This is a genomic window from Rhizobium sp. B230/85 (genome assembly GCF_019355735.1).
Classification (GTDB): Bacteria; Pseudomonadota; Alphaproteobacteria; order Rhizobiales; family Rhizobiaceae; genus Rhizobium; species Rhizobium rhododendri.
In genome coordinates this window covers 1,646,568-1,668,711 of sequence record NZ_CP072156.1, presented here as the reverse complement: position 1 = coordinate 1,668,711, position 22,144 = coordinate 1,646,568, and the positions used below count along the sequence as shown (strand labels likewise).

The window sequence follows — 22,144 nt, the reverse complement described above, 5'->3', positions numbered from 1 at the left end:
AAGGCAAGGCGTATCGCCTCGCCCGGAAAGCGTCAACCGCAGCGGTGCCCATCAAGCGTCATGCCGGACGATTTGGAACATCTGGATCGTTTTGCTGCGAGCATAGCGTTTGTGAAATGCCAGAGGATTGCAACAATCGGCAAGCAATTCAGTTACTTGAATTGCCTGTGGCGGAAATCGGCAGATGCGGTATCATTGCAGATGGAATATATGTTCCGAAAACCGGGAAAAACGAAAGCCGTGGAATGAGTGAGGACGTGACGATACCGGCGAAGGTGCCGCGCGATTTCGAAAGCCTTCGCAGCACGATCATCGAGCGCAAGGCCTCCATGCCGAAACGGCTGGCGCAGGTTGCGGTCTTTGCCCTCAACAACCCCGATGAAATCGCCTTTGGCACGACGGCCAGCATCGCCACGGCGTCCGACGTCCAGCCCTCGACGCTGGTGCGGCTGGCGCGCCATCTCGGCTATGAAGGCTTTTCCGATCTGCAGAGCATTTTCCGCGAACGGCTGCGTGACCGGACACTCAGCTACGAGGAGCGGCTGATCTCGCTGGAGGAGGCGCGCGTCGAGGATGAGAATGCAGCGATCCTTGCCGGCTTTATCTCCTCCGCCACCCAGTCGATCAACCGGCTGGCGGCAACTGTGCAGACCGACACCTTTGCGACGTCGGTCGAGATCCTTGCTGCAGCAGAAACCATCTACCTGATTGCCAAGCGACGCTCCTACCCGCTGACGGCGCACATGACCTACGCATTTTCCAAGCTAAACATCCGCCACCAGATCGTTGCCTCGCCTAACGGGGTCGATACGGAGCTTGTGCAGTTCGCCACGCCACGCGATGCAGCCATTGCCGCCAGTTTTTCGCCCTATGCGGCAGAAAGCCTGGTGCAAAGCCAGCTACTGGTCGACCGCGGCGTACCACTCATTGCCATCACCGATTCGGCATTCTCGCCGCTCGCCGCCTGCGCCACCCACTGGTTCGAAGTGGCAGAATCGGATTTTGCCGGCTTTCGTTCGTTATCGGCGTCCATGGCATTGATCATGGCTTTCCCCGTCGCCATCGCCGAGCAGCGCAGAAAGTGGGCCATGGCAAAATCCGGAAAACATAAAATGGAATAAACATTCCGAATTGACAAAATTACGGAACCGATGTTTCATTATCGGTGCACGGCGTTGGCAACGGGAGATGCCGGCGGAAATCTTGACGGAGGATATCAATGGCAAATCTCAACAACGGCGCGCGGCCGGAGCCGACGCTCGACGTCATCGCCATCGGCCGTTCTTCTGTCGATCTCTATGGCCAGCAGATCGGTTCCAGGCTCGAAGACATCGCGTCCTTTGCGAAATCCGTTGGCGGCTGCCCGGCCAACATCGCCATCGGCACGGCCAGGCTCGGGCTGAAATCAGGATTGATCACGCGCGTCGGCGACGAGCAGATGGGACGCTTCATCCGCGAGCAATCAGCCCGCGAGGGTGTCGCTACCGATGGCATCGTCACCGACAAGCAGCGGCTGACAGCGCTGGTGCTGCTGGCGGTAGAGGCTGAAGGCGTCTCGCCGATGATCTTCTACCGCTCCGACTGCGCCGACATGGCGCTGACCGAAGACGATGTCGACGAAGACTTCATCGTTTCATCAAGTGCCGTGCTGGTCTCCGGCACGCATTTTTCTCAACCCAATACAGAAGCAGCCCAGCGCAAGGCGATCCGCGTCGCCAAGGCGCATGGCCGCAAGGTGGTCTTCGATATCGACTACAGGCCCAATCTTTGGGGCCTTGCCGGCCATGCCGAAGGTTTCGAGCGCTACGTGAAATCCGACCGCGTCACGGCCAAGATGAAGCAGACGCTCCCTGACTGCGACCTGATCGTCGGCACCGAGGAGGAGATCCTCATCGCGTCCGGCGCCGATGACGTGCTCGGCGCATTGAAGACGATCCGCGAACTCAGCGCTGCCACCATCGTCCTAAAACGCGGCGCGATGGGCTGCATTGTCTATGAAGGTGCAATTTCCGACGACCTCGAAGCTGGCATCGTCGGCGACGGTTTTCCAATCGAGGTTTATAATGTGCTCGGCGCCGGCGATGCCTTCATGTCCGGCTTTCTGCGCGGCTGGCTGAAGAACGAGCCTCTCAAGACCTGCGCCACCTGGGCCAATGCCTGCGGTGCCTTCGCCGTATCGCGGCTGCTCTGCTCGCCGGAATATCCGACCTGGGCCGAACTCGACAGCTTCCTCAAGCACGGCAGCCGGCGGCGCGCACTGCGCAAGGACGAAGACCTCAACCACATCCACTGGGCGACAACCCGCAAGGGTCACATCCCGCTGCTGATGGCGCTGGCCATCGATCACCGCTCGCAGCTGGTCAGCGTCGCCGACGAACTCGGCGTCCCCTATGAGCAAATCAATGCCTTCAAGCGGCTGGCGGTTTCGGCAGCGGCACGCGTTGCCGATGGACGGCCGGGCTACGGCATGCTGATCGACGAACGTTTCGGTCGCGATGCCTTCTTCGATGCTGCCACCAAGAACTTCTCGTGGATTGGCCGGCCGGTCGAATTGCCCGGGTCGAAGCCGCTGCGATTCGAATTCAGCCAGGATATCGGCTCGCAACTCGTGGAATGGCCTGTCGACCATTGCATCAAGTGCCTTTGCTTCTATCATCCGGACGATCCGGCGGAGCTGAAAGCCGAGCAGCAGGAGAAGCTGCGCACGCTGTTCGACGCGGCACGGAAGGTCGGGCGCGAACTGCTGGTCGAGATTATCGCCGGCAAGAACGGACCGCTCGACGACAACACAATCTCGACGGCGATGCAGGAGCTATACGACCTCGGCATCAAGCCGGACTGGTGGAAGCTGGAGCCGCAGGCATCGCGTGCCGCCTGGCAGAACATCGAGGCGGTGGTGACCGGCAACGATCCGCTCTGCCGCGGCATCGTGCTTTTGGGACTGGAGGCGCCGGCCGAGGAACTGCTGAAAGGTTTCGAGGCGACGCTCGCAGCACCGTCGGTCAAGGGCTTTGCCGTCGGCCGGACGATCTTTGCCGAAGCAGCGCGCAGCTGGCTTGCTGGCGAGATCGACGACGAGGCGGCGATTGCCGACATGGCCGGCCGTTTCCGGCATCTGACCGAGGCCTGGCTTAAGACGCGCGGACTGTAGACGCGCGGATTGGAAAAGAAGAAAATTGGGAGGCGCCCGATGGGCAAGACGATCCGTTTGACGATGGCGCAGGCCGTCGCGCAGTTCCTGACGAAGCAAATGACCGTCATCGACGGCCAGAAGGTCCAGATCTTCGGCGGCGTATGGGCGATCTTCGGGCACGGCAATGTCGCCGGACTTGGCGAAGCGCTCTACCAGATCCGGGACGAATTGCCGGTCTACCGTGCCCACAACGAACAGGGCATGGCGCATGCGGCGATTGCCTACGCCAAGACCAGCTTTCGACAGCGCTTCATGGCCTGCACCACCTCGATCGGCCCCGGCGCACTCAACATGGTGACGGCGGCGGGCGTGGCGCATGTCAACCGCATCCCGGTGCTATTCCTGCCCGGCGACGTATTTGCCAACCGCGCTCCCGACCCCGTGCTGCAGCAGATCGAGGATTTCGGCGATGGCACGGTTTCCGCCAACGATGCGTTCCGCCCGGTCTCGCGTTATTTCGACCGGATCACCCGGCCGGAGCAGATCATCTCGGCCCTGAAGCGCGCCATGCAGGTGCTGACCGATCCGCAGGACTGCGGTCCGGTGACGCTGGCGCTTTGCCAGGATGTCCAGGCCGAAGCCTTCGACTATCCCGTCAGCCTGTTCGAGGAACATGTCTGGACGCAGCGCCGGCCACGGCCGGATGCCGACGAACTGGCCAACGCCATTGCCCTGATCCGCAAGGCGGAGAAGCCTGTCATCATCGCCGGCGGCGGTGTCCTCTATTCGCAAGCGACCGCCGAACTGACTTCATTCGCGGAAACCCATGGCATTCCTGTGGTCGTCACCCAGGCCGGCAAATCGGCTATCAACGAGAGCCATCCGATGTCGCTCGGCTCGGTCGGGGTCACCGGCACGTCGGCGGCCAATGCCATTGCCGAGGATGCCGACCTGATCATCGCCGTCGGCACGCGCTGCCAGGATTTCACCACCGGCTCCTGGGCGCTGTTCAAGAACGACGCGCTTTCGATGGTGGGATTGAACATCGCGGCCTTCGACGCCGCCAAGCATGATTCCCACACGCTGGTTGCCGATGCGCGCGAGGGACTGAAGGTGCTGTCTGCCGGGCTTGCCGGATGGAAAGCCCCTGCAGCGCTCGCCGAGAGAGCATCGCACGAAAAGGCGCGCTGGATGGAGGCTGCCGCCAAGGCGATGGCGACCACCAACGCAGCCCTGCCCTCGGACGCGCAGGTTATCGGCGCAGTTGCGCGGACGATCGGTGGCGAAAACAGCATTGTGCTCTGCGCTGCCGGCGGCCTGCCCGGCGAATTGCACAAGCTCTGGCCGGCGACGGTGCCGGGCAGCTACCACATGGAATACGGATTTTCGTGCATGGGTTACGAGCTTGCCGGCGGGCTCGGCGCCAAGCTGGCGCGGCCGGAGAAGGAGGTCGTCGTCATGGTCGGCGACGGTTCCTACATGATGCTGAATTCCGAGATCGCCACGTCCGTCATGCTCGGCATGAAGCTAACCGTCGTGCTGCTCGACAACCGGGGCTATGGCTGTATCAACCGGCTGCAGATGGCCACCGGCGGAGCCAACTTCAACAATCTCTTGAAGGACTCCTATCACGAGGTAATGCCGGCCATCGATTTCCGTGCTCATGCGGAAAGCATGGGTGCCATCGCCGTGAAGGTGTCGTCCATCACCGAGCTCGAGCAGGCGATTGAAGCCTCCCGGACGAACGACCGGACGTCTGTCTTCGTCATCGATACCGATGCGCTGGTTACCACCGAGGAAGGTGGCCACTGGTGGGATGTAGCCGTTCCCGAGGTGAGTTTGCGCCCGGAAGTCAACGAGGCCCATAAGAACTACGTCGCCAAGCGGGCCGCCCAGCGGATCGGATAGCGGACAATCGCCGGATCACATCTTGAGGAGAGCATGATGAAAGCCAAACTCGGCATGTCGCCCATCGCCTGGTGGAACGACGATCTACCGGAACTGAGCGACGACGTATCACTGGAGGAATGCCTCAGGCAGTCCCGCAGTGCAGGATTTACGGGCATGGAAAAGGGCCGCCGCTTTCCGGACGATCCGGCCGTGATGCTGCCGATCCTTCGGGCTGCCGACGTCACGCTCTGCGGCGGCTGGTTCTCGGGCACGCTTGTCGACGAGGAGCTTGCCGCCAACAAGGATCGCATCGCGCCGATGATCGAGTTGTTCAAGGCGGTCGATGCACCCTGCATTGTCTATGGGGAAGTCGGCCGTTCCATCCAGGGCGACCGCTCCAGGCCGCTGGCCACCAAGCCACGCCTGTCCGACGACGAAATGAAGGCCTATGCACATCGTGTGACCGAGCTCGGGGAATGGTGCGCCGACAAGGGCATGCCGCTGTCCTACCACCACCACATGGCGGCCGTGGTCGAGACCGAGGCCGAGCTGGACGCATTCATGCGGCATTCCGGCGAAGGCATTCCGCTGTTGCTCGATGCAGGCCATTTGGCCTTTGCCGGTGGAGACGTGCTGCGCACCATCGACAACCACCATGGTCGGATCAACCATGTCCACGTCAAGGATATCCGCAAGTCCGTGGTCGACGGACTGGATCGCAGCCAGCAGTCGTTCCTCGACGCGGTGGCACTCGGCGCTTTCACGGTGCCGGGCGACGGCTCGCTCGATTTCGGCGCCATCGTCCAGCGGCTCGCCGACTACGGATACGAGGGCTGGTTCGTGGTCGAGGCCGAGCAGGATCCGCGCAAGGCGCCGCCGCAACGAATGGCTGAAATTGGCCACGCCGAACTGATGCGCGTCATGACATCGGCCGGCTATACGGTTGAGACGCAGGGTTTTCCGAAAGGATGAAGCTGCTTTCATTCCTTTGCCGGTGTTTACAGGAGATCGCAAAATGACGAAGTCCCACCTGCATGTCAGCCCAAGCGGCACCACTGGCAAAGTCCATCACGTGACCCCGGAAACTGCCGGCTGGACCTATGTCGGGTTTGACCTGCACCGCCTGAAGACGGGCGAGACAGCGGCGGGTGATACGGGTGAGCGGGAGGTCTGCCTTGTCTGGGTCACCGGAAAAGGCCGGGCGACAGCCGGAGATGTGGATTTCGGGCTGCTGGGCGAACGGATGAGCCCATTCGACGGCGCTCCGCATGCGCTTTACATCCCGGCCGGGTCCAGCTGGTCCGTCACGGCGGAAACAGATCTCGAACTGGCCGTCTGCTCGGCACCCGGTGGCGGCGATCACCCGGCCCGCGCCCTTCCGCCCGGCACACACCCGGCGCTGACGCGCGGCCAGGGGACGAATGTTCGCTACGTCAACAACATCATGCCGGAAGACGATGGAGCCGCCCACTCGCTGCTGGTCGTCGAGGTGATCACGCCCGGCGGCCATACCTCTTCCTACCCACCGCACAAACACGACCAGGACGATCTGCCAAACGAGAGCTTTCTCGAGGAAACCTATTATCATCGCCTCAACCCTCCACAGGGCTTTGCCTTCCAGCGCGTCTATACCGACGACAGGTCGCTCGACGAGGTGATGGCTGTGGAAGATGGCGACGTGACGATGGTGCCGAAGGGCTATCACCCGTGTGCGGCCTGCCACGGCTACGATCTCTATTATCTGAATGTGATGGCGGGGCCGAAACGGGTGTGGAAGTTCTACAATGCCCCGGAACATGCCTGGCTGGTAAAGGCCTGAGTGTAGCGGATACCGGGAGACAGCGCCGCGGCGTATGTCCCGGCACAAAAATGCCCAGGCAGTGAGCATTTGCGGCTTATTTGTACACATGCTTGGTTTTTTAGGGAGTCTCTTAAATCTTCATCAAGCGAAGCGTTCTATTCTGACATCATTCAACCAGCGGAGGGCAACATGCCCCTTCAGATGCACCTCATGACGAACACTGACCAGCAGCCCGCGCTTCAGGAGTTCGTTGTCGATAGACCCGGCAAAATCATCTTTGTGGGCCATCATCTCAGCACGAGCGTGCAAACGGACTGCATGATCAAGATCATGTCGCAATCCGGCGCCACGCTCGAGGTGGGCACCGGCCACGATCTGCCTAATCACTTTTTCCTCGAGATCCTCGGCATTCGCGACGAGATCGGCTGCACCCTCGTCAAACGTGAGGGTTCGCGGGTCACCGTCAGCTTCAACATGCTGATCAATGCTGAGTTTCTACATCATGTCTTGCGTTTGAACTTCGAGGTCGGCGTCTAGGACGTGAAAGCGGCTCAACTGAGTGCCTCTCGACCTGACGGCCCGAATCAAAGAAGCGCGGGGCCGCCGCCCCGCGCTTCTCCTTCCCCCTGATGACATAGCAGCAGCCACTTGGCGCTAGGCTTTGCCGACCGGGAAACCGTCACTGAATTTTACGCCTGACTTCTGCAGCATTCCGTCAGGGCGCACCTTACGCCCGAAGAATCCGTGCAATATCGTCCCACATACAACGCCCAATTGCCCACACGGTTCGAATATCATTTGACGAAAGGTAATCCGACCGTCGCCGAACGGCGTAGGACTTTTTGAAAAAGGAGCTCTACCCATGATCAAGACAGCGCTTACCGCCTACGCAGGTTGTCTCGTGACGCTGCTTGTTCTCGATGCCGCATGGCTCGGGCTTGTGGCGCGCACCTTCTATCGCGACCAGTTAGGCGACCTGATGCTGCCACAGCCGAATTTCGGGATCGCAGCACTTTTCTACCTGTTTTTCACCGTTGCCGTCGTCATGCTCGCAGTGATGCCTGCGGTTGGTGCCGGGTCGTTGACGCGGGCTCTGCTATTTGGTGCCGTGCTTGGCCTTGCAGCTTACGGGACCTACGATATCACCAACCTTTCGACGCTGAAGAACTGGCCCGTCATGGTCAGCGTCGTCGATATGGCCTGGGGTACCGTTGTTACGGCTGCAACCGCGGGCGGCGGATATGCGGTTGCGCGGTATTTTTCCTGAAATCGATCCATCTGGCAGCTAAATGTCAGATCACTAAAATGCCATCCATATGATTGACGAATGCGCAAAGCCTTCGTGCGACGCTTGTGTCTTAAACCGAGATGATTTCGGTAAGCCACCGTCCGGGGAATAACATGCTTCGCTCAACGCATCTGGCGTCCGTCAAATCCGAGGTCTACGAGCGGAGCTTCGAGCGCTTTTTCGTCCAGCGTCCGGCACGACTTATCGCTGTCAAACCCTGCCTTACCGGCGTCTCGATGCGCAGTGCCGAGATCATCGATATCTCGCAGGGCGGCGCGACATTCCTTGTCGGCAGCACGGCGGGGCTGCCGCAACACTATTATCTCAACATCCTCGGCCTCGCCTATCGCATCGGCTGCGCCGAGACATACCGGCATGGCGACCGGATCGGCGTGCGGTTTATCAACTTCCTGACGCCTGAGACATTGAGGCTTGTGGTGCGTGCCGATTTCATGATCGGTAACCGCGAAGCCAATGCCGCGCGGTCCATGCGTCGCTGACACCAGCCGCCTCATCTCTTGAAACCCGGCAACAAGCGCTTATGGTGCGGGCGACTGCAATCGCTTCGCCGGGAAATCACCAGCATGCCTGTCTTTTCGCGTTTTACACCGCTCACCAGCGCCCTGCCCTCGACCGTGCCGTTTGTCGGACCGGAAGCGCTGGAGCGTCAACGCGGCGTTGCCGTCAAGGCCCGGATCGGCGCCAATGAGAGCGGCTTCGGTCCTTCACCCCGGGTCATCGAGGCGATGCGCCGGGAAACTGGCGAGATCTGGAAATATAACGACCCGGAAAATTTTGAGCTGAAAACGGCGCTGGCATCACACCTCGGGATACGGCCCGCCAACATTGCCATCGGCGAAGGTGTCGATTCGCTGCTCGGGCTGATCGTCCGGATGATCGTTTCCGCCAACACGCCGGTGGTGACGTCCCATGGCGGCTATCCGACTTTCAACTTCCACGTCGCCGGTTTCGGCGGTCGGCTCGTCACCGTCCCGTACCTCGACGACCGCGAGAACCTTGAGGGACTGCTCGACGCAGTAAGGCGGGAGAATGCACCGCTGGTCTATCTTGCCAACCCCGACAATCCGATGGGAAGCTGGTGGGACCAGGAAAGCGTCATTGCCTTTGTAAGGGCCTTGCCGGAGACCTGCATGCTGGTGTTGGACGAGGCCTACAGCGAGACTGCGCCGGCATCTTCCTTGCCGCCGATCGCGTCCCTCATCGACATGCCCAATGTCCTGCGTACCCGCACCTTCTCCAAGGCCTACGGGCTTGCCGGCGCGCGGGTCGGCTATGCGATCGGCGTTCCGCAAACCGTGGCAGCGTTTGACAAGCTGCGCAACCACTTCGGCATGAACCGGCTGGCAACCGTCGGGGCGCTCGCCGCGTTGGACGATCAGGACTATCTCACAGAGGTCATCGGCAACATCCACGACGCCCGGGAACGGATCGCCATGATCGCGCGCGACAACGACGTTATGCCGCTGGCATCGGCCACCAACTTCGTAGCCATCGACTGCGGCCGCGACGCGGTTTACGCAAAGGCCATTGTCGACGGACTGCTCGATCACGGCGTCTTCATCCGGATGCCCGGGGTGGCGCCGCTCAACCGGTGTGTCCGCGTCAGCGCCGGACAGAAAGCCGATCTCGATCTTTTCGAGCAGGCACTGCCGCAGGTCCTCCAGACGCTGCGGTAATGATCGCGCCAAAAACCGCGCCGGCCTTGTCCCGGCCGGTCGCGGTAGCGCTGTTGCGTCTGCCTTTTGACATTGACGCTCCCCCTCTTTGCGAGGTTATTGTTCTTGGTATTGATCGTCTGAGGACGTTGCCTCAGTGCATGGTCATCCACTCGCGAGCGGAGCGAAGGGCTGCTGCCAGTTGCATCTTCGTTAGCGTGGCAGCGACGTCGGCGCGAAGCTCGGCGGCGCGGTCGCAGCCCTTGATGGCAGCGATGTTCAGCCACTTGTGGGCCGAGATCAGGTCGATGTCGCAACCGCGGCCGGTTGCGTACATCAGGCCCATTTCGCAAAAGATATCGGCATTTTTTTCGCCACCCATGGTGGCCATTTCAGACGTCGTCATTTCAAAGCGTGCCATCGGTTCGGTCCCTGTTTCAACCTGTTAGTGCAATCCCTGTTTTCCGTTGGGCCTTTGCCGTCTAACGCAGCTTGGTGGCCTTCCGGGTGGCGGGTTTTCCCCGCTCGTTTGATGATTTGAGTATCGCATAAGGACTTCAAAAAGCGCTTAAAATGCTTGCTTAATTTGATGCAAACAAAGTGCAAATGCTTGGTAAACTTGGGATTTTGTTAAACATCGCAGGCCTTGCGAATTAAGGACTTTGCCTGGCATTTTACGAAAAATTAGGATCTGCAAATCAACCCTTTGCTAACCCTGAATCGAGCCGCGGTTGTTGGCGCGTGATTTTTCCCGGCTCGTATTTGCCTGAATTCACCGTCTTGGCGATGCGAATTGAGGCCGACCCGGCAAGCTGAATGCCGGATGAACCGCCGTATCAGCCGCCGTTCAGACGAACCGTGGCAGAAAGGCGTCAGGATCAAGGGCGATCCGTTCCAACAACGGGGGAAATGGACATGGCAATTCTGGCGCGGCGCTTCACCATCATCACTTTGGTTTCCGCAGTTTTCGCCATCAGCTTTTCGGCAGCCGTCCTGCACAGCGGGGGCAGCGGTTCGCAATCGCACTTCGGCGCAAACTTCACCTGCCTGCAATCGACAAGCTCTTATTGCTCGACGGTACAGTAAAGGGTCGCGGGCTGGCATCTTCCCGGAGCCGCAGATGGGGAAAAAAATCCTGCGGAAATCCCGGCTGCCACTGTTGCCGTCATTTGCTTGTTGGAGACAGCACTCTATAATGGCGCATGAGCAACAAATTCTCTCCGCTGGACGTATCCTCACCCGAACCCTTCGCGCCCGTTACCTTTGACGATCCGGTCAAAGCTGTCGATGCTCTGACCGAGCTCTACGACAGGAACACGGCCTTCTTGATCGGCAAATTCGCCGAACTTGCCGAGGGGGAGCCAATCTCTGCTCGCTTCCGGGCCTTCTATCCGCAGGTGAGCATCGAGACTACCAGCTTCGGACATGTCGATTCGCGGCTGTCCTACGGTCACGTCACCGCGCCCGGCATCTACACCACCACGATCACCAGGCCCGTGCTTTTCCGGCATTATCTGACGGAGCAGCTGGCGCTTTTGATGCGCAGCCACAACGTACCGATTGTCGTGTCCGAATCGACGACGCCGATCCCGTTGCATTTCGCTTTCGGCGAAGGAGCGCACGTCGAGGCTTCGGCTGCGACATTTGCCGACATTCCGATGCGCGATCTTTTCGATACGCCGGATCTGAACACGACCGACGACGAGATCGCCAATGGCGAATATATACCGCCTCCGGGCCAGCCCTCGCCGCTGGCACCGTTCACCGCCCAGCGCATCGACTATTCGCTGGCGCGGCTCGCTCACTACACGGCGACCAGCGCGGCGCATTTCCAGAATTTCGTGCTGTTCACCAACTATCAGTTCTACATCGACGAGTTCTGCACCTGGGCACGTGACCTGATGGCCAAGGGCGGCGAAGGCTACACAGCTTTCGTCGAACCGGGAAATATCATCACCAACGCCGGATCGAGCTCGCCTGATACTGATATCGCTTCGCCGCGACTACCGCAGATGCCGGCTTACCATCTGAAGAAGAAGGGTCATGCCGGGATCACCATGATCAATATCGGCGTCGGCCCCTCCAACGCCAAGACGATCACCGACCATGTCGCAGTGCTGCGTCCACATGCCTGGCTGATGCTCGGCCATTGTGCCGGCCTGCGCAACAGCCAGAGGCTCGGCGATTACGTGCTTGCCCACGCCTACATGCGTGAAGACCATGTGCTCGACGACGACCTTCCGATCTGGGTGCCGATCCCGGCGCTGGCCGAAGTGCAGGTGGCGCTTGAGGCAGCGGTGGCCGAGATTACCGGCTACGAGGGTTTCGAGCTGAAGCGGATCATGCGCACCGGCACGGTCGGCACCATCGACAACCGTAACTGGGAACTGCGCGACCAGGCTGGGCCGGTCAAGCGGCTGTCGCAGGCCCGCGCCATCGCCCTCGACATGGAATCGGCAACGATTGCAGCCAACGGATTTCGCTTCCGCGTGCCCTACGGCACGTTGCTCTGCGTCTCGGACAAGCCGCTGCATGGCGAATTGAAGCTACCGGGAATGGCGACCGCCTTCTATCGGACGCAGGTCAACCAACATCTGCAGATCGGCATCCGCGCCATCCAGAAGCTCGCTGCCATGCCGCCCGAGGCGCTGCATTCGCGCAAGCTGCGCAGCTTTTTCGAGACGGCGTTCCAGTAGGAACACACGCACCGCCCTCTTGCCAACCTGCTGAGAGGGCGGTGGCATCAGGCCGACTTTTGGACCCGGCCTTTCGACATCGCCAGTCCCAGCGCCGTACCGATGAGTGCGGAAACGATAACCAGTAGATGGCCGTTGATGCTTGCCTGCGCCAGCGTGATGAGCGACGCCGTGTCGGAGGGGGCACCGAAGGCCAGCGCACCGGCCGTAATGCCTGCCGGATAGGTGCCGACGCCGCCTGGCGCATGCACCGGCAGCACGGAAGACAGCTCACCACCGAGAGCGCCGCCAAAACTGGCCGCCAGCGGGGCAACCTGCATAAGTCCGAGCGCCCAGGCGAGCACGAGCACCTTGACCAGCCAGTTGACGATGGTCATCAGCCAGGCCCTTGCAAAAGCGGATGCGTTTATGGGCAGTCCCCTTTCGATCTCGAGGACAATGGACTGCGCCTTTGCGGGCAGCGCCTTGGCGGCGAGCCGGACCAGCGGGCGGCGCACCGCAAAGGCTGCGACCGGCAAGAGCAGGAAAAAGCACCAGAGCAACCAGGCAACGGCTTTATGCGGTGATGTTACGGCGAGGCCCATGCCGGCGGCGGCGAGTAGCGCGTGGAGGTCGAGCAACCGCATGACCAGCAACGCCGCGGTGCTGCGGACCAGCGGAATGCCGAATTCGGAGCGCATCAAAAGCGGAAAGCTGGTTTCGCCGGTGCGGAACGGCATCATGATGTTGAGCAGGTTGTGGATCTGCGTAACTCGGAAAAGGGCTGCGAAGTGACCCTTCGTCTCGCCCGGGAAATAATCGTAGATACGCCACGTCCGCAGAAAGTAGGTGCCGGTCAGCAATGCGAGGGCGACGACGATCGGCAAGGCGCCGACTTTTGCCCATTCTGCAAGGATGACGCTCCAGCCCCAGAACCATTCTATGAAGGCAGCGTAGAGCAAGACGACGCCCAGGGTCAGCAGCGTCATCCGGTTTCGAATAAACCAGGATTGTCGGGTGGCAACCATTGGACTCTTCATGTAGGAAAGCACCCGTGTGAGCTCTGGCTGACGGTACGAACTTTGCTCGCCCGGCCACCGATCATAGCGGCTTTTAGGAGAAAGTAGCGTTGCAGACAACGGCAGAGTCTAATCGGCTTCACGCGGATACCGTCAATCCAGTCGAGCTTTCGCTGGTCGTGCCTGTTTTCAACGAGGAAGACAGTGTCGGCCCGTTGATCGAGCGTATCACCCAGTCGATGGCCATTTTCCCCGGTCGCTGGGAACTGATCCTGATCGATGACGGCAGCACGGATGCGACCCTGGTCAACGCCCGGAGCTATCTTGGCCAGGAAGGCCTGATCCTGCGACTTGTGGAACTGCAGCGGAATTTCGGCCAGACGGCGGCGATGCAGGCCGGCATCGATGCGGCCACCGGCCGGCTGATCGCGACGATGGACGGCGATTTGCAAAACGACCCGAAAGATATTCCTGCCATGGTCGCCGAACTGGAACGCCGCGATCTCGATCTTCTCGTCGGCTGGCGTAAGGATCGCCAGGACGGACTGCTCTTGCGCAAGATCCCGTCATGGTGCGCCAATTACCTGATCGGCCGGACGACGGGCGTCAAGATACACGACTATGGCTGCAGCCTGAAGATCTACCGGGCCGCGATCATCAAGCAGGTCAAGCTGATGGGCGAGATGCACCGCTTTATCCCGGCCTGGGTCGCCAGCGTGGTGCCGAGTTCGCGGATCGGCGAAATGGTCGTCAGCCACCATGCCCGCGCCCATGGCAAGTCGAAATACGGCATATCACGGACGTTCCGGGTCATCCTCGACCTTCTTTCCGTGATGTTCTTCATGCGCTACAAGGCCCGGCCCGGCCACTTCTTCGGGTCGCTTGGCCTCGGCTTCGGCGCGCTTGCGCTGGTCATCATGGCCTATCTGTTCGTCGACAAATTCATCATGGGCAACGATATCGGCACCCGGCCAATGCTGATGGTCGGCGTCGTGCTGCTTCTAGCCTCCGTACAGATGGTCACGACCGGCATTCTGGCCGAGATGATTGCCCGCAACTATTACCGTGACGACACGTCGCCAAACTACATCGTCCGGACGATCTTCGATCGGGATCATCCCCATGCATAGGCTGCTGGTCCGCAAGCCCGATGCCGTGATCCTCCTTTTGGCAGCCTACTTCTGCCTCGAGTTTGTCGTCCGCATGCTCATGCCGCACAGCATGCGCTACGACGAATCGCAGCAGGCGTTCTTTTCGCAATGGCTGACGCTCGGCTACGATTCGCAACCGCCTCTGTATAACTGGCTGCAGACAGCGTTCGTTTCGGTCTTTGGCCTGTCGCTGGCGATCATTTCCGTCGTCAAGAACCTCGTGCTGTTTCTGATCTACGTGACTTATTACAAGCTCGCCCGTCTGGTGCTGGCCGACAAGCTGTTTGCCGTCATCGCCACCCTGTCACTGCTGACCATTCCGCAGCTCTTCTGGGAGGCGCAACGCGATCTCACCCATACGGTCGCCCAGATGGTGACCATCAACCTGTTTCTCTATGGCGTCATCCGGACGCTTAAGACGCCGTCGTGGACCGGATACCTGATCACCGGCGTGGCACTCGGCCTCGGCATGTTGTCGAAATACAATTTCGCGCTGCTGGCCGCAGCCACCGTCGTTGCCGTGTTCCTGCACCCGCAAGGCCGCGTCCGCATTTTCGACAAGCGGTTTCTTGTGACTGTGCTGATAGCACTGATCATCTTCCTGCCGCACGGCCTGTGGCTGCTCCACAATTTCGATCTGGCCTCCGGTCGCACGCTCGGGATCATGGAGCAGGACGCGCCGAAGAGCCATTGGGCAAAACTCGTCCAGGGACCTCTCGAGTTTTTCAAGCTCGCCATTGTCATCTGCCTGCCGACCGCCATCGTCTACGCGCTGGTGTTCGGGAAAGGCCTGTTTGCCAGCCTGAAGAGGTCGAACGAATGGACGCGTTTCCTGGCGACGATCTTCGTTGCCATCGCGGTTCTGGTGCTGGTTCTGATTTTCGGCATCGGCATGACTGCAATGCGCGACCGCTGGCTGCTGCCGTTTCTATTCCTGCTGCCGATCTACCTTTGCCTGAAGATGGAAATTGCCGGGCTGCGTGCTGAAGATTTTTCCAAGCGTTTCGTTTACATTCCGATTGCACTTATGCTGCTCATCCCGACGGCCCTGCTGACCCGCGTGACCGTGCCGGGCCTGTTCGGCTCTTATGAAGCCTACAATGTTCCCTATGCCGATTTTGCCAGCCAGATTGTCAGCACAGAAGGCAAGACGCCGGGGCTGGTGATGACGGATGACTGGCTGCCGGCCGGCAACCTCAAACTCCAGTTTCCTGGCGTGCCCGTCATGTCGCGGTTTTTCGGCAACCTGACGCTGCCCTATCAGTGGACGGCGGAGAGGCCGGTGCTGCTCGTCTGGCTGCCGAAGAAGGGTCGTGATGCCATGCCACCCGTTCTCACCGAATGGGTAAGCACCTCGCTCGGACCGCAATATGTAAACGCGGTCGTTCGCCAGGCGGATGTCGGCTACATCCACGGCAAGCCCGGTGACACGGCACATTTTGCCTATGCCTGGATCTATCCGCAGTAACCACTGCGGCTATCCGTTCTTCAAAACTCGGAGGCAAGCCATGGCTGCAAGCGATCAGACCCAGCCCGCGCATGTCAATCTTGCTCCGTGGGACATCAAGAGGTCGAGCTACCCGCTGCGCGATCGCTGGCTGACGGTCAGGGCCGACGATTGCGTCACATCCGAAGGCGTTGAAATCGCTCCCTATTATGTCCTCGAGTATAGCGACTGGGTTCAGGTCGTGGCGATCGATACCGAGGACAATATTCTTTTGCTCAGACAATATCGTCATGCCTTAGGCCGTATCTCGCTGGAATTGCCTGGCGGTGCTATTGATGCTAAAGATGGCAGCCCGGTGCAGGCGGCGCAGCGTGAACTGCGGGAGGAAACCGGATTTTCGGCGGCGGAGTGGCTGCCGGTGGCGTCTTTGTCCCCGAACCCGGCAACCCATACCAATCTTTGCCATATCGTTCTGGCGCTCGGAATTGAATGCAACGCGCTTCCGGATGACAATCCGACAGAGCGGACCGAGATTGTTCGAGTGCCTATTCGCGAAGCCATCAGGATGATGCTGGCTGGAGAGATGATCCAGGCCATTCATGTCGCAGCCTTGACCCTTGCTCTGAACAAGGCAGGGAAATGGATCGTCTGACTTGGATGGTCGGTTTAGGCGGTGGTTCCCGCCCAGACCGCGTCCAGCGCCAGACGTGCAATGCGGACCATCGTGTCGACCTCCTCGCGGCTGATGATCAGGGAGGGCGAGGCTAGCATGCGGTCGGCGGTGGCGCGCAGGACTAGGCCGTTGGCCAGCGCGTGATTGCGAACCATGGCGCCGACGGCATCCGGCTTGTCGAAGCGGCGGCGCGTAGTCTTATCGGCGGCAAGCTGCAGGGCGCCCATCAAGCCGACGCTGACGGCTTCACCGACCATGGGGTGATCGGCAAGGTTGCTCCATTCTGCAGCGAAATAGGGTCCGATGTCATTGCGCACGCGCTCGACGAGATGCTCGTCCTCGATGATGCGCAGGTTTTCGAGTGCGGCGGCCGCGCATACCGGATGGCCGGAATAGGTGAAGCCGTGGTTGAATTCGCCGACGTCGTTGATCAGCACATCGGCAACACGGTCTCCGACCAGCACGCCGCCAATTGGCAGATAGCCTGATGAAAGGCCCTTGGCGATGGGTGCAAGGTCCGGCGTGAAACCGTAGTGCTGGAAGCCGAACCATTCGCCAAGGCGTCCGAAGCCGCAAATCACCTCGTCTGAAACCAGCAGGATGTTGCGTGCCTTGCAGATGCGGTCGATCTCCGGCCAGTAGGTCGAGGGCGGTATGATGACGCCGCCTGCCCCCTGTATCGGTTCGGCCACGAAGGCGGCAACGTTATCCTCGCCGAGCTCGTCGATCTTCTCCTCAAGCTCGCCTGCCACCTTGAGCCCGAAAGCCTCGGGCGTCAGATCGCCGCCGTCGGCGTACCAATAGGGCTGTCCGATATGGACGATCCCCGGGATCGGCAGGTCGCCTTGCTCATGCATGTATTTCATGCCGCCGAGGCTGGCGCCGGCGACAGTCGAGCCGTGGTAGCCGTTACGGCGCGCGATGACGATCTTCTTGGAAGGTTTGCCGACAGCGCTCCAGTAAACCCGCGCCATGCGAAACCATGTGTCGTTCGCCTCGGAACCGGAGTTGGTGAAGAAGATGTGGTTGAAGTTGGGCCCGGCGTGGGAGCAGACCTTCTCGGCAAGCAGGGTTGCCGGCGTGGTGGTCGTGCCGAAGAACGTATTGTAATAGGGCAGCTCGTTCATCTGCCTTGCGACCGCCTCGGCGATCTCCTTGCGTCCATATCCGATGTTGACGCACCAGAGACCGGCGAATCCATCGAGGTATTTCTTACCGAGGCTGTCGAAGATATGGACGCCCTCGCCGCGCTGGATAATGCGCGTGCCCTCAGTGTTCAGCTTCCCGGTATCGGCGAAGGGATGCAGGTGATGGGCTGCATCGATGGCGGCGAGATTGGACAAGGGTTTCGTCTCCGTCATCGTCTGCAAATCCTTCGGAATTGAAAGGCCGGGCTTGATCGGCTACGACCATGGCCGGGCATTCGAGGATTTTCAAGAGCATGACGGTCGAGACCGCAAAAGACGACACGCCGGACCCTGCGGCTCGCATCGAGGTGCTGATCGTTGACATGAACGGTCGGCTGCGCGGCAAGCAGATCCCGCTTTCGGCTGAGAAAAAGGTCTGGGCCGGCGACGTGCGGCTGCCCCTATCGACGCAAACACTTGATATCTGGGGTTACGACAATGATGAGTTGAACGGCTTGTCGATGACCATCGGCGATCCCGACGGAAGCTGCATCGCCGATCCGCGCACCCTGGCGCCGATGCCCTGGGCGCCGGCCGGATCCTGCCAGGTGCTGGCGACAATGCATGAACTCGATGGCAGGCCGAGCTTCATGGATCCGCGCGCCATCCTTGCTGCCGTTGTCGAGCGCTATCGGCGGATGGGGCTGACGCCGGTGGTCGCGACGGAGCTGGAGTTCTATCTCCTGGCTGCGGATTGGCGCGAGACCGGCGTCCCGTCGCCGCCCGCTGCCCTCACCTATGGCGGCGAGCCGGACGGATTTCAGCTCTACGACATGGATGCTGTCGACCTGCTCGGCGACTATCTCGAGACGCTGCGCGCTTACGCCCGGGCGCAGGGCCTGCCGGCCGATGCGACGACTGCAGAGTTCGGGCCGGGCCAGTTCGAAGTGAACCTGCTGCACAGGCCCGACGCTCTGGCTGCCGCCGATGACTGCATCGGCCTGAAAAGAATCGCGGCCCAGGCGGCACGACAGCATGGGCTGAAATCGACCTGCATGGCCAAACCCTACACCGATCATGCCGGCTCCGGACTTCACGTCCATGTCAGCATTCTCGACAAGGATGGCCGCAATATTCTTGACGCGGAGGGCGGCGACCCCGCCAAGCTGAAATCGGTGTGTGCCGGATTGCTGCGGACGATGCAGGAAACGCAGCTGGTGTTTGCACCCTTTGCCAATTCCTATCGCCGCTTCCAGCCAGGATCGTTTGCACCGGTCGACATGAACTGGGGCTACGATCACCGCGGCACGGCGCTGCGTATTCCCGAAAAAAACGGTGCAGGCGCTCGCATCGAGCACCGCGTTGCCGGCGCGGATGCCAATCCCTACCTCGCAATCGCCGCCATCCTCGGCGGCATGCTGCGCGGCCTGACGGAGGATCTCGATCCGGGGCCCGAGACCACCGCCGATGCGCCCGCTATCGACGCACCGAAGCTGACCCATGATTTTCTGACAGCCGTTGAGCGGTTTCGCGCCTCGGCCTTCACAAGGGAGATTTTTGGCGAGAGGTACCAGACGCTGTTTGCGGATACGAAGGAAAAGGAAGCCATCCATTTCCTGCGCAGCGTCTCGGATCTCGACTACCGGACATATTTGCCGCGCATATAATGCGCTTGCTCAGACCGGAGCCGGCTCGCTGCTCTGCTCGACGGCAACGCGGTTCGCCGTTCCATGGGCAACCATTACCTTGAGCTCGCGCGGGTGGAGTTTCAGCTCGACGTCGCGCTCGAGCCGCAACAGTTCACCGTCGATCACGCAGTGAGCCCTGGACCTCATCTTCGGATAATGCAGGTGCAGCGACTGCGTGTGCATGACCATGACATCGACATTATCGCGAAACTTGCCGCGCAGCATATCGAAGGCCAGCCGAGTTACGCCCAACGGTTTCATAGGCTTGGCGAGATAGAAGCCAAGCGTTCCGGTCGTCAGCTCGTCGGCGTAGAGCAATGCATTTTGTCCGAACGGGTTGTTCGATACGGACACGGCGGACACGTGACGGCGCTCTTTCTTGCCGTCGATATCGAACTCGACATCGAATTCCGGTGGGTTGAAGATAACGCCGAGGGCCGCCCGCACGCTGGCAGACATCTTGCCTATCCGCGAGCTGAAGGTGAAGGAATTGCGATAGCGCACCAGGCGTGCGTGCATTCCGGCAGAATACTGGTGGATGAAGGGCCGACCGTTGGCGCTGCCGATATCGACTGCATCGACCTCGCCATTGGCAATCACATCGAGCACCTGCCAGATATCCAGCGGCAGCTGAAGTGAGCGGGCAAAGAGGTTCATGGTACCGGCCGGCACAACGCCGAGTGCAATCTTGTTTTTCCAGGCGACGGAGGCGGCCGCCGAAATCGTGCCGTCGCCACCGCCGGCAATGATGCCCTCGATGTCATCGCGCCGCGCCGCCCGTTCCATGGCGGGCACGATTTCCTTCCCCGACACCACCTGACACTCGAAGTCATGGCCGGCGTCGCGGAAAACCTTTTCCGCATGGATACGGTAGGCATTCATGTCCGTTGTCCGGAATGTGCCACCGTCTTGGTTGAAAAGTCCGATAAGCTTCATAGAGGATCCCGGTTTCCTCAGTTCGGACAGTCGATATTGGACAGCCCATGCAATTCTCTCGCTAAGATGGCCTGTCGTCGAGCGAAATCAAGACATTCCTGTCACGGCAACGTGAAGAAAGGTGAGCTCCGGTCGTAGACCTACGTATGCACAACCGGCCATGCTGCGGTGCGAAAAACGCAGGGGACGCGGCTATCCTTTTGATTCATAGTGATCTGCAGGTGCATCGCGCCATCCCAATTTTTCCGATCTGTGACCGGGGCTGGCGCCAAATTTACTGGCGCTGCGAAAAGCCTCCTGCAGCCAGCCTATCTGGAGCTTCCGTGACCGACCTTGTCATCGACAACCTCGATCCGCCATCCGCAGTCGAAGCTCCATCGAGCACTGCCGTCGCGCTTGTCATGCTGGCACTTGCCATGGGCGGTTTCGGCATCGGGACAGGCGAGTTCGTCATCATGGGGTTGCTTCCCAACGTCGCCGATACGTTCCGTGTGACGACGCCGGAAGCAGGGCATGTGATCAGCGCCTATGCGCTTGGCGTCGTCATAGGCGCGCCAGTAATTGCCGTGCTGTCGGCCAAGCTTGCCCGGCGGACATTATTGCTGCTGCTGATGACGGTCTTTGCCGCCGGCAACATCATGAGCGCTTTCGCGCCCACCTTTGCCAGCTTCACACTGCTGCGCTTCCTGACCGGTCTGCCGCATGGAGCCTATTTCGGGGTTGCAGCACTGGTGGCTGCCTCGATGGTGCCGATCCATCGCCGCGCACGGGCTGTCGGACGCGTCATGCTCGGGCTCACCATCGCAACGCTGATAGGCACGCCGATCGCCACATTCCTCGGGCAGTTGCTCGACTGGCGGGCGGCATTCATGATGGTTGGCGGCCTCGGCGCCCTGACGGTTCTGTTGATCGCCTTGTTCCTACCGAAAGACAAGGTTGCCGAGGGCGCCAGCGTTTTGCGTGAACTCGGCGCTCTGGTGCGCGTCCAGGTCTGGCTGACGCTCGCCATCGCTGCCGTCGGCTTCGGCGGCATGTTCTCGATCTTTACCTACATCGCCTCGACGACAACGGATGTCGCCCACCTCTCGGTGGGAATGATCCCGGTCGTACTGGCACTGTTCGGCATCGGCATGAATGTCGGCAATGTCGTCGGCTCGCGGCTGGCCGATATCTCGCTGAAGGGCACAATCGGCGGCATGCTGGCTTTCAATGTGGTCATTATGACGCTGTTTTCGATGACTGCTGCCGATCCCGTCATGCTGTGCGTCTGCACATTCCTGATCGGCTGCGGCTTTGCTGCCTGTCCTGCCGTCCAGACTCGGTTGATGGATGTGGCAGCCGATGCCCAGACGCTGGCCGCCGCCTCCAATCACTCGGCCTTCAACGTCGCCAACGCGCTCGGCGCATGGCTGGGCGGCATTGCCATCGCCTGGGGCTACACTGCGGCCGCCACCGGCTATGTCGGCGCCATCCTTTCGGTCGGTGGCCTCGCGGTATTCGGCATATCCGTTGCGCTGGAGCGCAAGGGCGGGATCGCCTAGCCTCCATCCTCCCCGGACATTCACGGCGCAATTTGACGGTCTCGATAGAACCGAACTAGGGCGATGCTCCTTGCGTTGCCGATTAACGATGCGCATCTA

General features: G+C 60.5%; 20 protein-coding genes. 16 read left to right on the top strand and 4 right to left on the bottom strand.

The window, feature by feature from the left end:
- Positions 1–245 precede the first annotated feature (245 nt).
- The 9 genes from J5289_RS07985 (at position 246) to J5289_RS07945 (ending at position 9,809) form a co-directional block, all read left to right on the top strand.
- Complete coding sequence (locus J5289_RS07985; RefSeq protein ID WP_209183291.1) at positions 246–1,121, top strand: MurR/RpiR family transcriptional regulator; 876 nt, start codon at positions 246–248, stop codon at positions 1,119–1,121.
- 98 nt (positions 1,122–1,219) lie between these two features.
- Positions 1,220–3,151 carry a 5-dehydro-2-deoxygluconokinase gene (iolC, locus tag J5289_RS07980; protein ID WP_209183290.1) on the top strand — a complete coding sequence of 644 codons (1,932 nt, stop codon included), beginning with the start codon at positions 1,220–1,222 and terminating at the stop codon, positions 3,149–3,151.
- A gap of 39 nt (positions 3,152–3,190) precedes the next feature.
- Positions 3,191–5,041: a 3D-(3,5/4)-trihydroxycyclohexane-1,2-dione acylhydrolase (decyclizing) gene (gene iolD / locus J5289_RS07975; protein WP_209183289.1), complete on the top strand. Its 1,851-nt coding sequence runs from the start codon at positions 3,191–3,193 to the stop codon at positions 5,039–5,041.
- A gap of 36 nt (positions 5,042–5,077) precedes the next feature.
- On the top strand, positions 5,078–5,995 hold the full coding sequence (iolE, locus tag J5289_RS07970; RefSeq protein ID WP_209183288.1) for a myo-inosose-2 dehydratase: 918 nt from the start codon (positions 5,078–5,080) through the stop codon (positions 5,993–5,995).
- Between the two features lie 43 nt (positions 5,996–6,038).
- Positions 6,039–6,842: a 5-deoxy-glucuronate isomerase gene (gene iolB / locus J5289_RS07965; protein ID WP_209183287.1), complete on the top strand. Its 804-nt coding sequence runs from the start codon at positions 6,039–6,041 to the stop codon at positions 6,840–6,842.
- Positions 6,843–7,025: 183 nt separating this feature from the next.
- Entirely contained in the window at positions 7,026–7,361 is a 336-nt protein-coding gene (locus J5289_RS07960) for a hypothetical protein (RefSeq protein WP_209184085.1), read from the top strand.
- 328 nt (positions 7,362–7,689) lie between these two features.
- Positions 7,690–8,091: a DUF2177 family protein gene (locus J5289_RS07955; RefSeq protein ID WP_142829929.1), complete on the top strand. Its 402-nt coding sequence runs from the start codon at positions 7,690–7,692 to the stop codon at positions 8,089–8,091.
- A gap of 134 nt (positions 8,092–8,225) precedes the next feature.
- Complete coding sequence (locus J5289_RS07950) at positions 8,226–8,612, top strand: PilZ domain-containing protein (RefSeq protein WP_111220378.1); 387 nt, start codon at positions 8,226–8,228, stop codon at positions 8,610–8,612.
- A gap of 84 nt (positions 8,613–8,696) precedes the next feature.
- Entirely contained in the window at positions 8,697–9,809 is a 1,113-nt protein-coding gene (locus J5289_RS07945) for a pyridoxal phosphate-dependent aminotransferase (RefSeq protein WP_209183286.1), read from the top strand.
- Between the two features lie 133 nt (positions 9,810–9,942).
- Here the strand turns inward: J5289_RS07945 and J5289_RS07940 are convergent, their stop codons facing one another.
- On the bottom strand, positions 9,943–10,209 hold the full coding sequence (locus J5289_RS07940; protein ID WP_111220376.1) for a sel1 repeat family protein: 267 nt from the start codon (positions 10,207–10,209) through the stop codon (positions 9,943–9,945).
- 395 nt (positions 10,210–10,604) lie between these two features.
- On the opposite strand from J5289_RS07940, the gene J5289_RS07935 reads away from it, so the two are divergent.
- Complete coding sequence (locus J5289_RS07935) at positions 10,605–10,874, top strand: hypothetical protein (protein ID WP_142829803.1); 270 nt, start codon at positions 10,605–10,607, stop codon at positions 10,872–10,874.
- A 116-nt stretch (positions 10,875–10,990) separates the two neighbouring features.
- Positions 10,991–12,484, top strand: coding sequence for an AMP nucleosidase (locus J5289_RS07930; protein WP_209183285.1), 1,494 nt, complete (start codon positions 10,991–10,993; stop codon positions 12,482–12,484).
- A 47-nt stretch (positions 12,485–12,531) separates the two neighbouring features.
- On the opposite strand, the gene J5289_RS07925 is transcribed toward J5289_RS07930, so the two are convergent.
- Positions 12,532–13,503 (bottom strand): lysylphosphatidylglycerol synthase domain-containing protein, encoded by a 972-nt coding sequence (locus tag J5289_RS07925; RefSeq protein ID WP_209183284.1) that lies wholly within the window; start codon positions 13,501–13,503, stop codon positions 12,532–12,534.
- Between the two features lie 89 nt (positions 13,504–13,592).
- Here J5289_RS07925 and J5289_RS07920 point away from each other — a divergent pair, with 89 nt between their 5' ends.
- From J5289_RS07920 to J5289_RS07910, 3 genes are read left to right on the top strand one after another with little or no spacing between them, the layout of a single operon-like run.
- A complete protein-coding gene (locus J5289_RS07920) occupies positions 13,593–14,612 on the top strand; it encodes a glycosyltransferase family 2 protein (protein ID WP_142829806.1) in 1,020 nt (339 codons plus the stop codon).
- Positions 14,605–16,101: a glycosyltransferase family 39 protein gene (locus J5289_RS07915; RefSeq protein WP_209183283.1), complete on the top strand. Its 1,497-nt coding sequence runs from the start codon at positions 14,605–14,607 to the stop codon at positions 16,099–16,101. The genes J5289_RS07920 and J5289_RS07915 overlap by 8 nt, the downstream gene beginning before the upstream one ends.
- The gene (locus J5289_RS07910) at positions 16,058–16,732 is read left to right on the top strand and encodes an NUDIX hydrolase (RefSeq protein ID WP_257625425.1); all 675 of its coding nucleotides are present in this window, start codon (positions 16,058–16,060) and stop codon (positions 16,730–16,732) included. Before J5289_RS07915 ends, J5289_RS07910 begins: the two co-directional genes overlap by 44 nt.
- Before the next feature lie 14 nt (positions 16,733–16,746).
- Here J5289_RS07910 and J5289_RS07905 read toward each other — a convergent pair whose 3' ends face one another.
- Positions 16,747–18,114: an aspartate aminotransferase family protein gene (locus J5289_RS07905; protein ID WP_142829810.1), complete on the bottom strand. Its 1,368-nt coding sequence runs from the start codon at positions 18,112–18,114 to the stop codon at positions 16,747–16,749.
- Between the two features lie 50 nt (positions 18,115–18,164).
- On the opposite strand from J5289_RS07905, the gene J5289_RS07900 reads away from it, so the two are divergent.
- On the top strand, positions 18,165–19,547 hold the full coding sequence (locus tag J5289_RS07900) for a glutamine synthetase family protein (protein ID WP_209183281.1): 1,383 nt from the start codon (positions 18,165–18,167) through the stop codon (positions 19,545–19,547).
- Between the two features lie 9 nt (positions 19,548–19,556).
- On the opposite strand, the gene J5289_RS07895 is transcribed toward J5289_RS07900, so the two are convergent.
- A complete protein-coding gene (locus J5289_RS07895; protein WP_209183280.1) occupies positions 19,557–20,504 on the bottom strand; it encodes a diacylglycerol kinase family protein in 948 nt (315 codons plus the stop codon).
- Positions 20,505–20,842: 338 nt separating this feature from the next.
- Between J5289_RS07895 and J5289_RS07890 the strand changes: the two genes are divergently transcribed.
- Entirely contained in the window at positions 20,843–22,045 is a 1,203-nt protein-coding gene (locus tag J5289_RS07890) for an MFS transporter (RefSeq protein ID WP_257623404.1), read from the top strand.
- Positions 22,046–22,144: the final 99 nt, after the last annotated feature.

Coding starts and splice junctions, on each gene's coding strand:
- J5289_RS07985 (WP_209183291.1), top strand. CDS start 246: ATGAGTGAGGACGTGACGATACCGGCGAAGGTGCCGCGCGATTTCGAA.
- iolC (WP_209183290.1), top strand. CDS start 1,220: ATGGCAAATCTCAACAACGGCGCGCGGCCGGAGCCGACGCTCGACGTC.
- J5289_RS07930 (WP_209183285.1), top strand. CDS start 10,991: ATGAGCAACAAATTCTCTCCGCTGGACGTATCCTCACCCGAACCCTTC.
- J5289_RS07905 (WP_142829810.1), bottom strand. CDS start 18,114: ATGACGGAGACGAAACCCTTGTCCAATCTCGCCGCCATCGATGCAGCC.
- iolD (WP_209183289.1), top strand. CDS start 3,191: ATGGGCAAGACGATCCGTTTGACGATGGCGCAGGCCGTCGCGCAGTTC.
- J5289_RS07895 (WP_209183280.1), bottom strand. CDS start 20,504: ATGAAGCTTATCGGACTTTTCAACCAAGACGGTGGCACATTCCGGACA.
- J5289_RS07935 (WP_142829803.1), top strand. CDS start 10,605: ATGCCGGATGAACCGCCGTATCAGCCGCCGTTCAGACGAACCGTGGCA.
- J5289_RS07960 (WP_209184085.1), top strand. CDS start 7,026: ATGCACCTCATGACGAACACTGACCAGCAGCCCGCGCTTCAGGAGTTC.
- J5289_RS07925 (WP_209183284.1), bottom strand. CDS start 13,503: ATGAAGAGTCCAATGGTTGCCACCCGACAATCCTGGTTTATTCGAAAC.
- J5289_RS07950 (WP_111220378.1), top strand. CDS start 8,226: ATGCTTCGCTCAACGCATCTGGCGTCCGTCAAATCCGAGGTCTACGAG.
- J5289_RS07900 (WP_209183281.1), top strand. CDS start 18,165: ATGGCCGGGCATTCGAGGATTTTCAAGAGCATGACGGTCGAGACCGCA.
- iolE (WP_209183288.1), top strand. CDS start 5,078: ATGAAAGCCAAACTCGGCATGTCGCCCATCGCCTGGTGGAACGACGAT.
- J5289_RS07915 (WP_209183283.1), top strand. CDS start 14,605: ATGCATAGGCTGCTGGTCCGCAAGCCCGATGCCGTGATCCTCCTTTTG.
- J5289_RS07945 (WP_209183286.1), top strand. CDS start 8,697: ATGCCTGTCTTTTCGCGTTTTACACCGCTCACCAGCGCCCTGCCCTCG.
- J5289_RS07940 (WP_111220376.1), bottom strand. CDS start 10,209: ATGGCACGCTTTGAAATGACGACGTCTGAAATGGCCACCATGGGTGGC.
- iolB (WP_209183287.1), top strand. CDS start 6,039: ATGACGAAGTCCCACCTGCATGTCAGCCCAAGCGGCACCACTGGCAAA.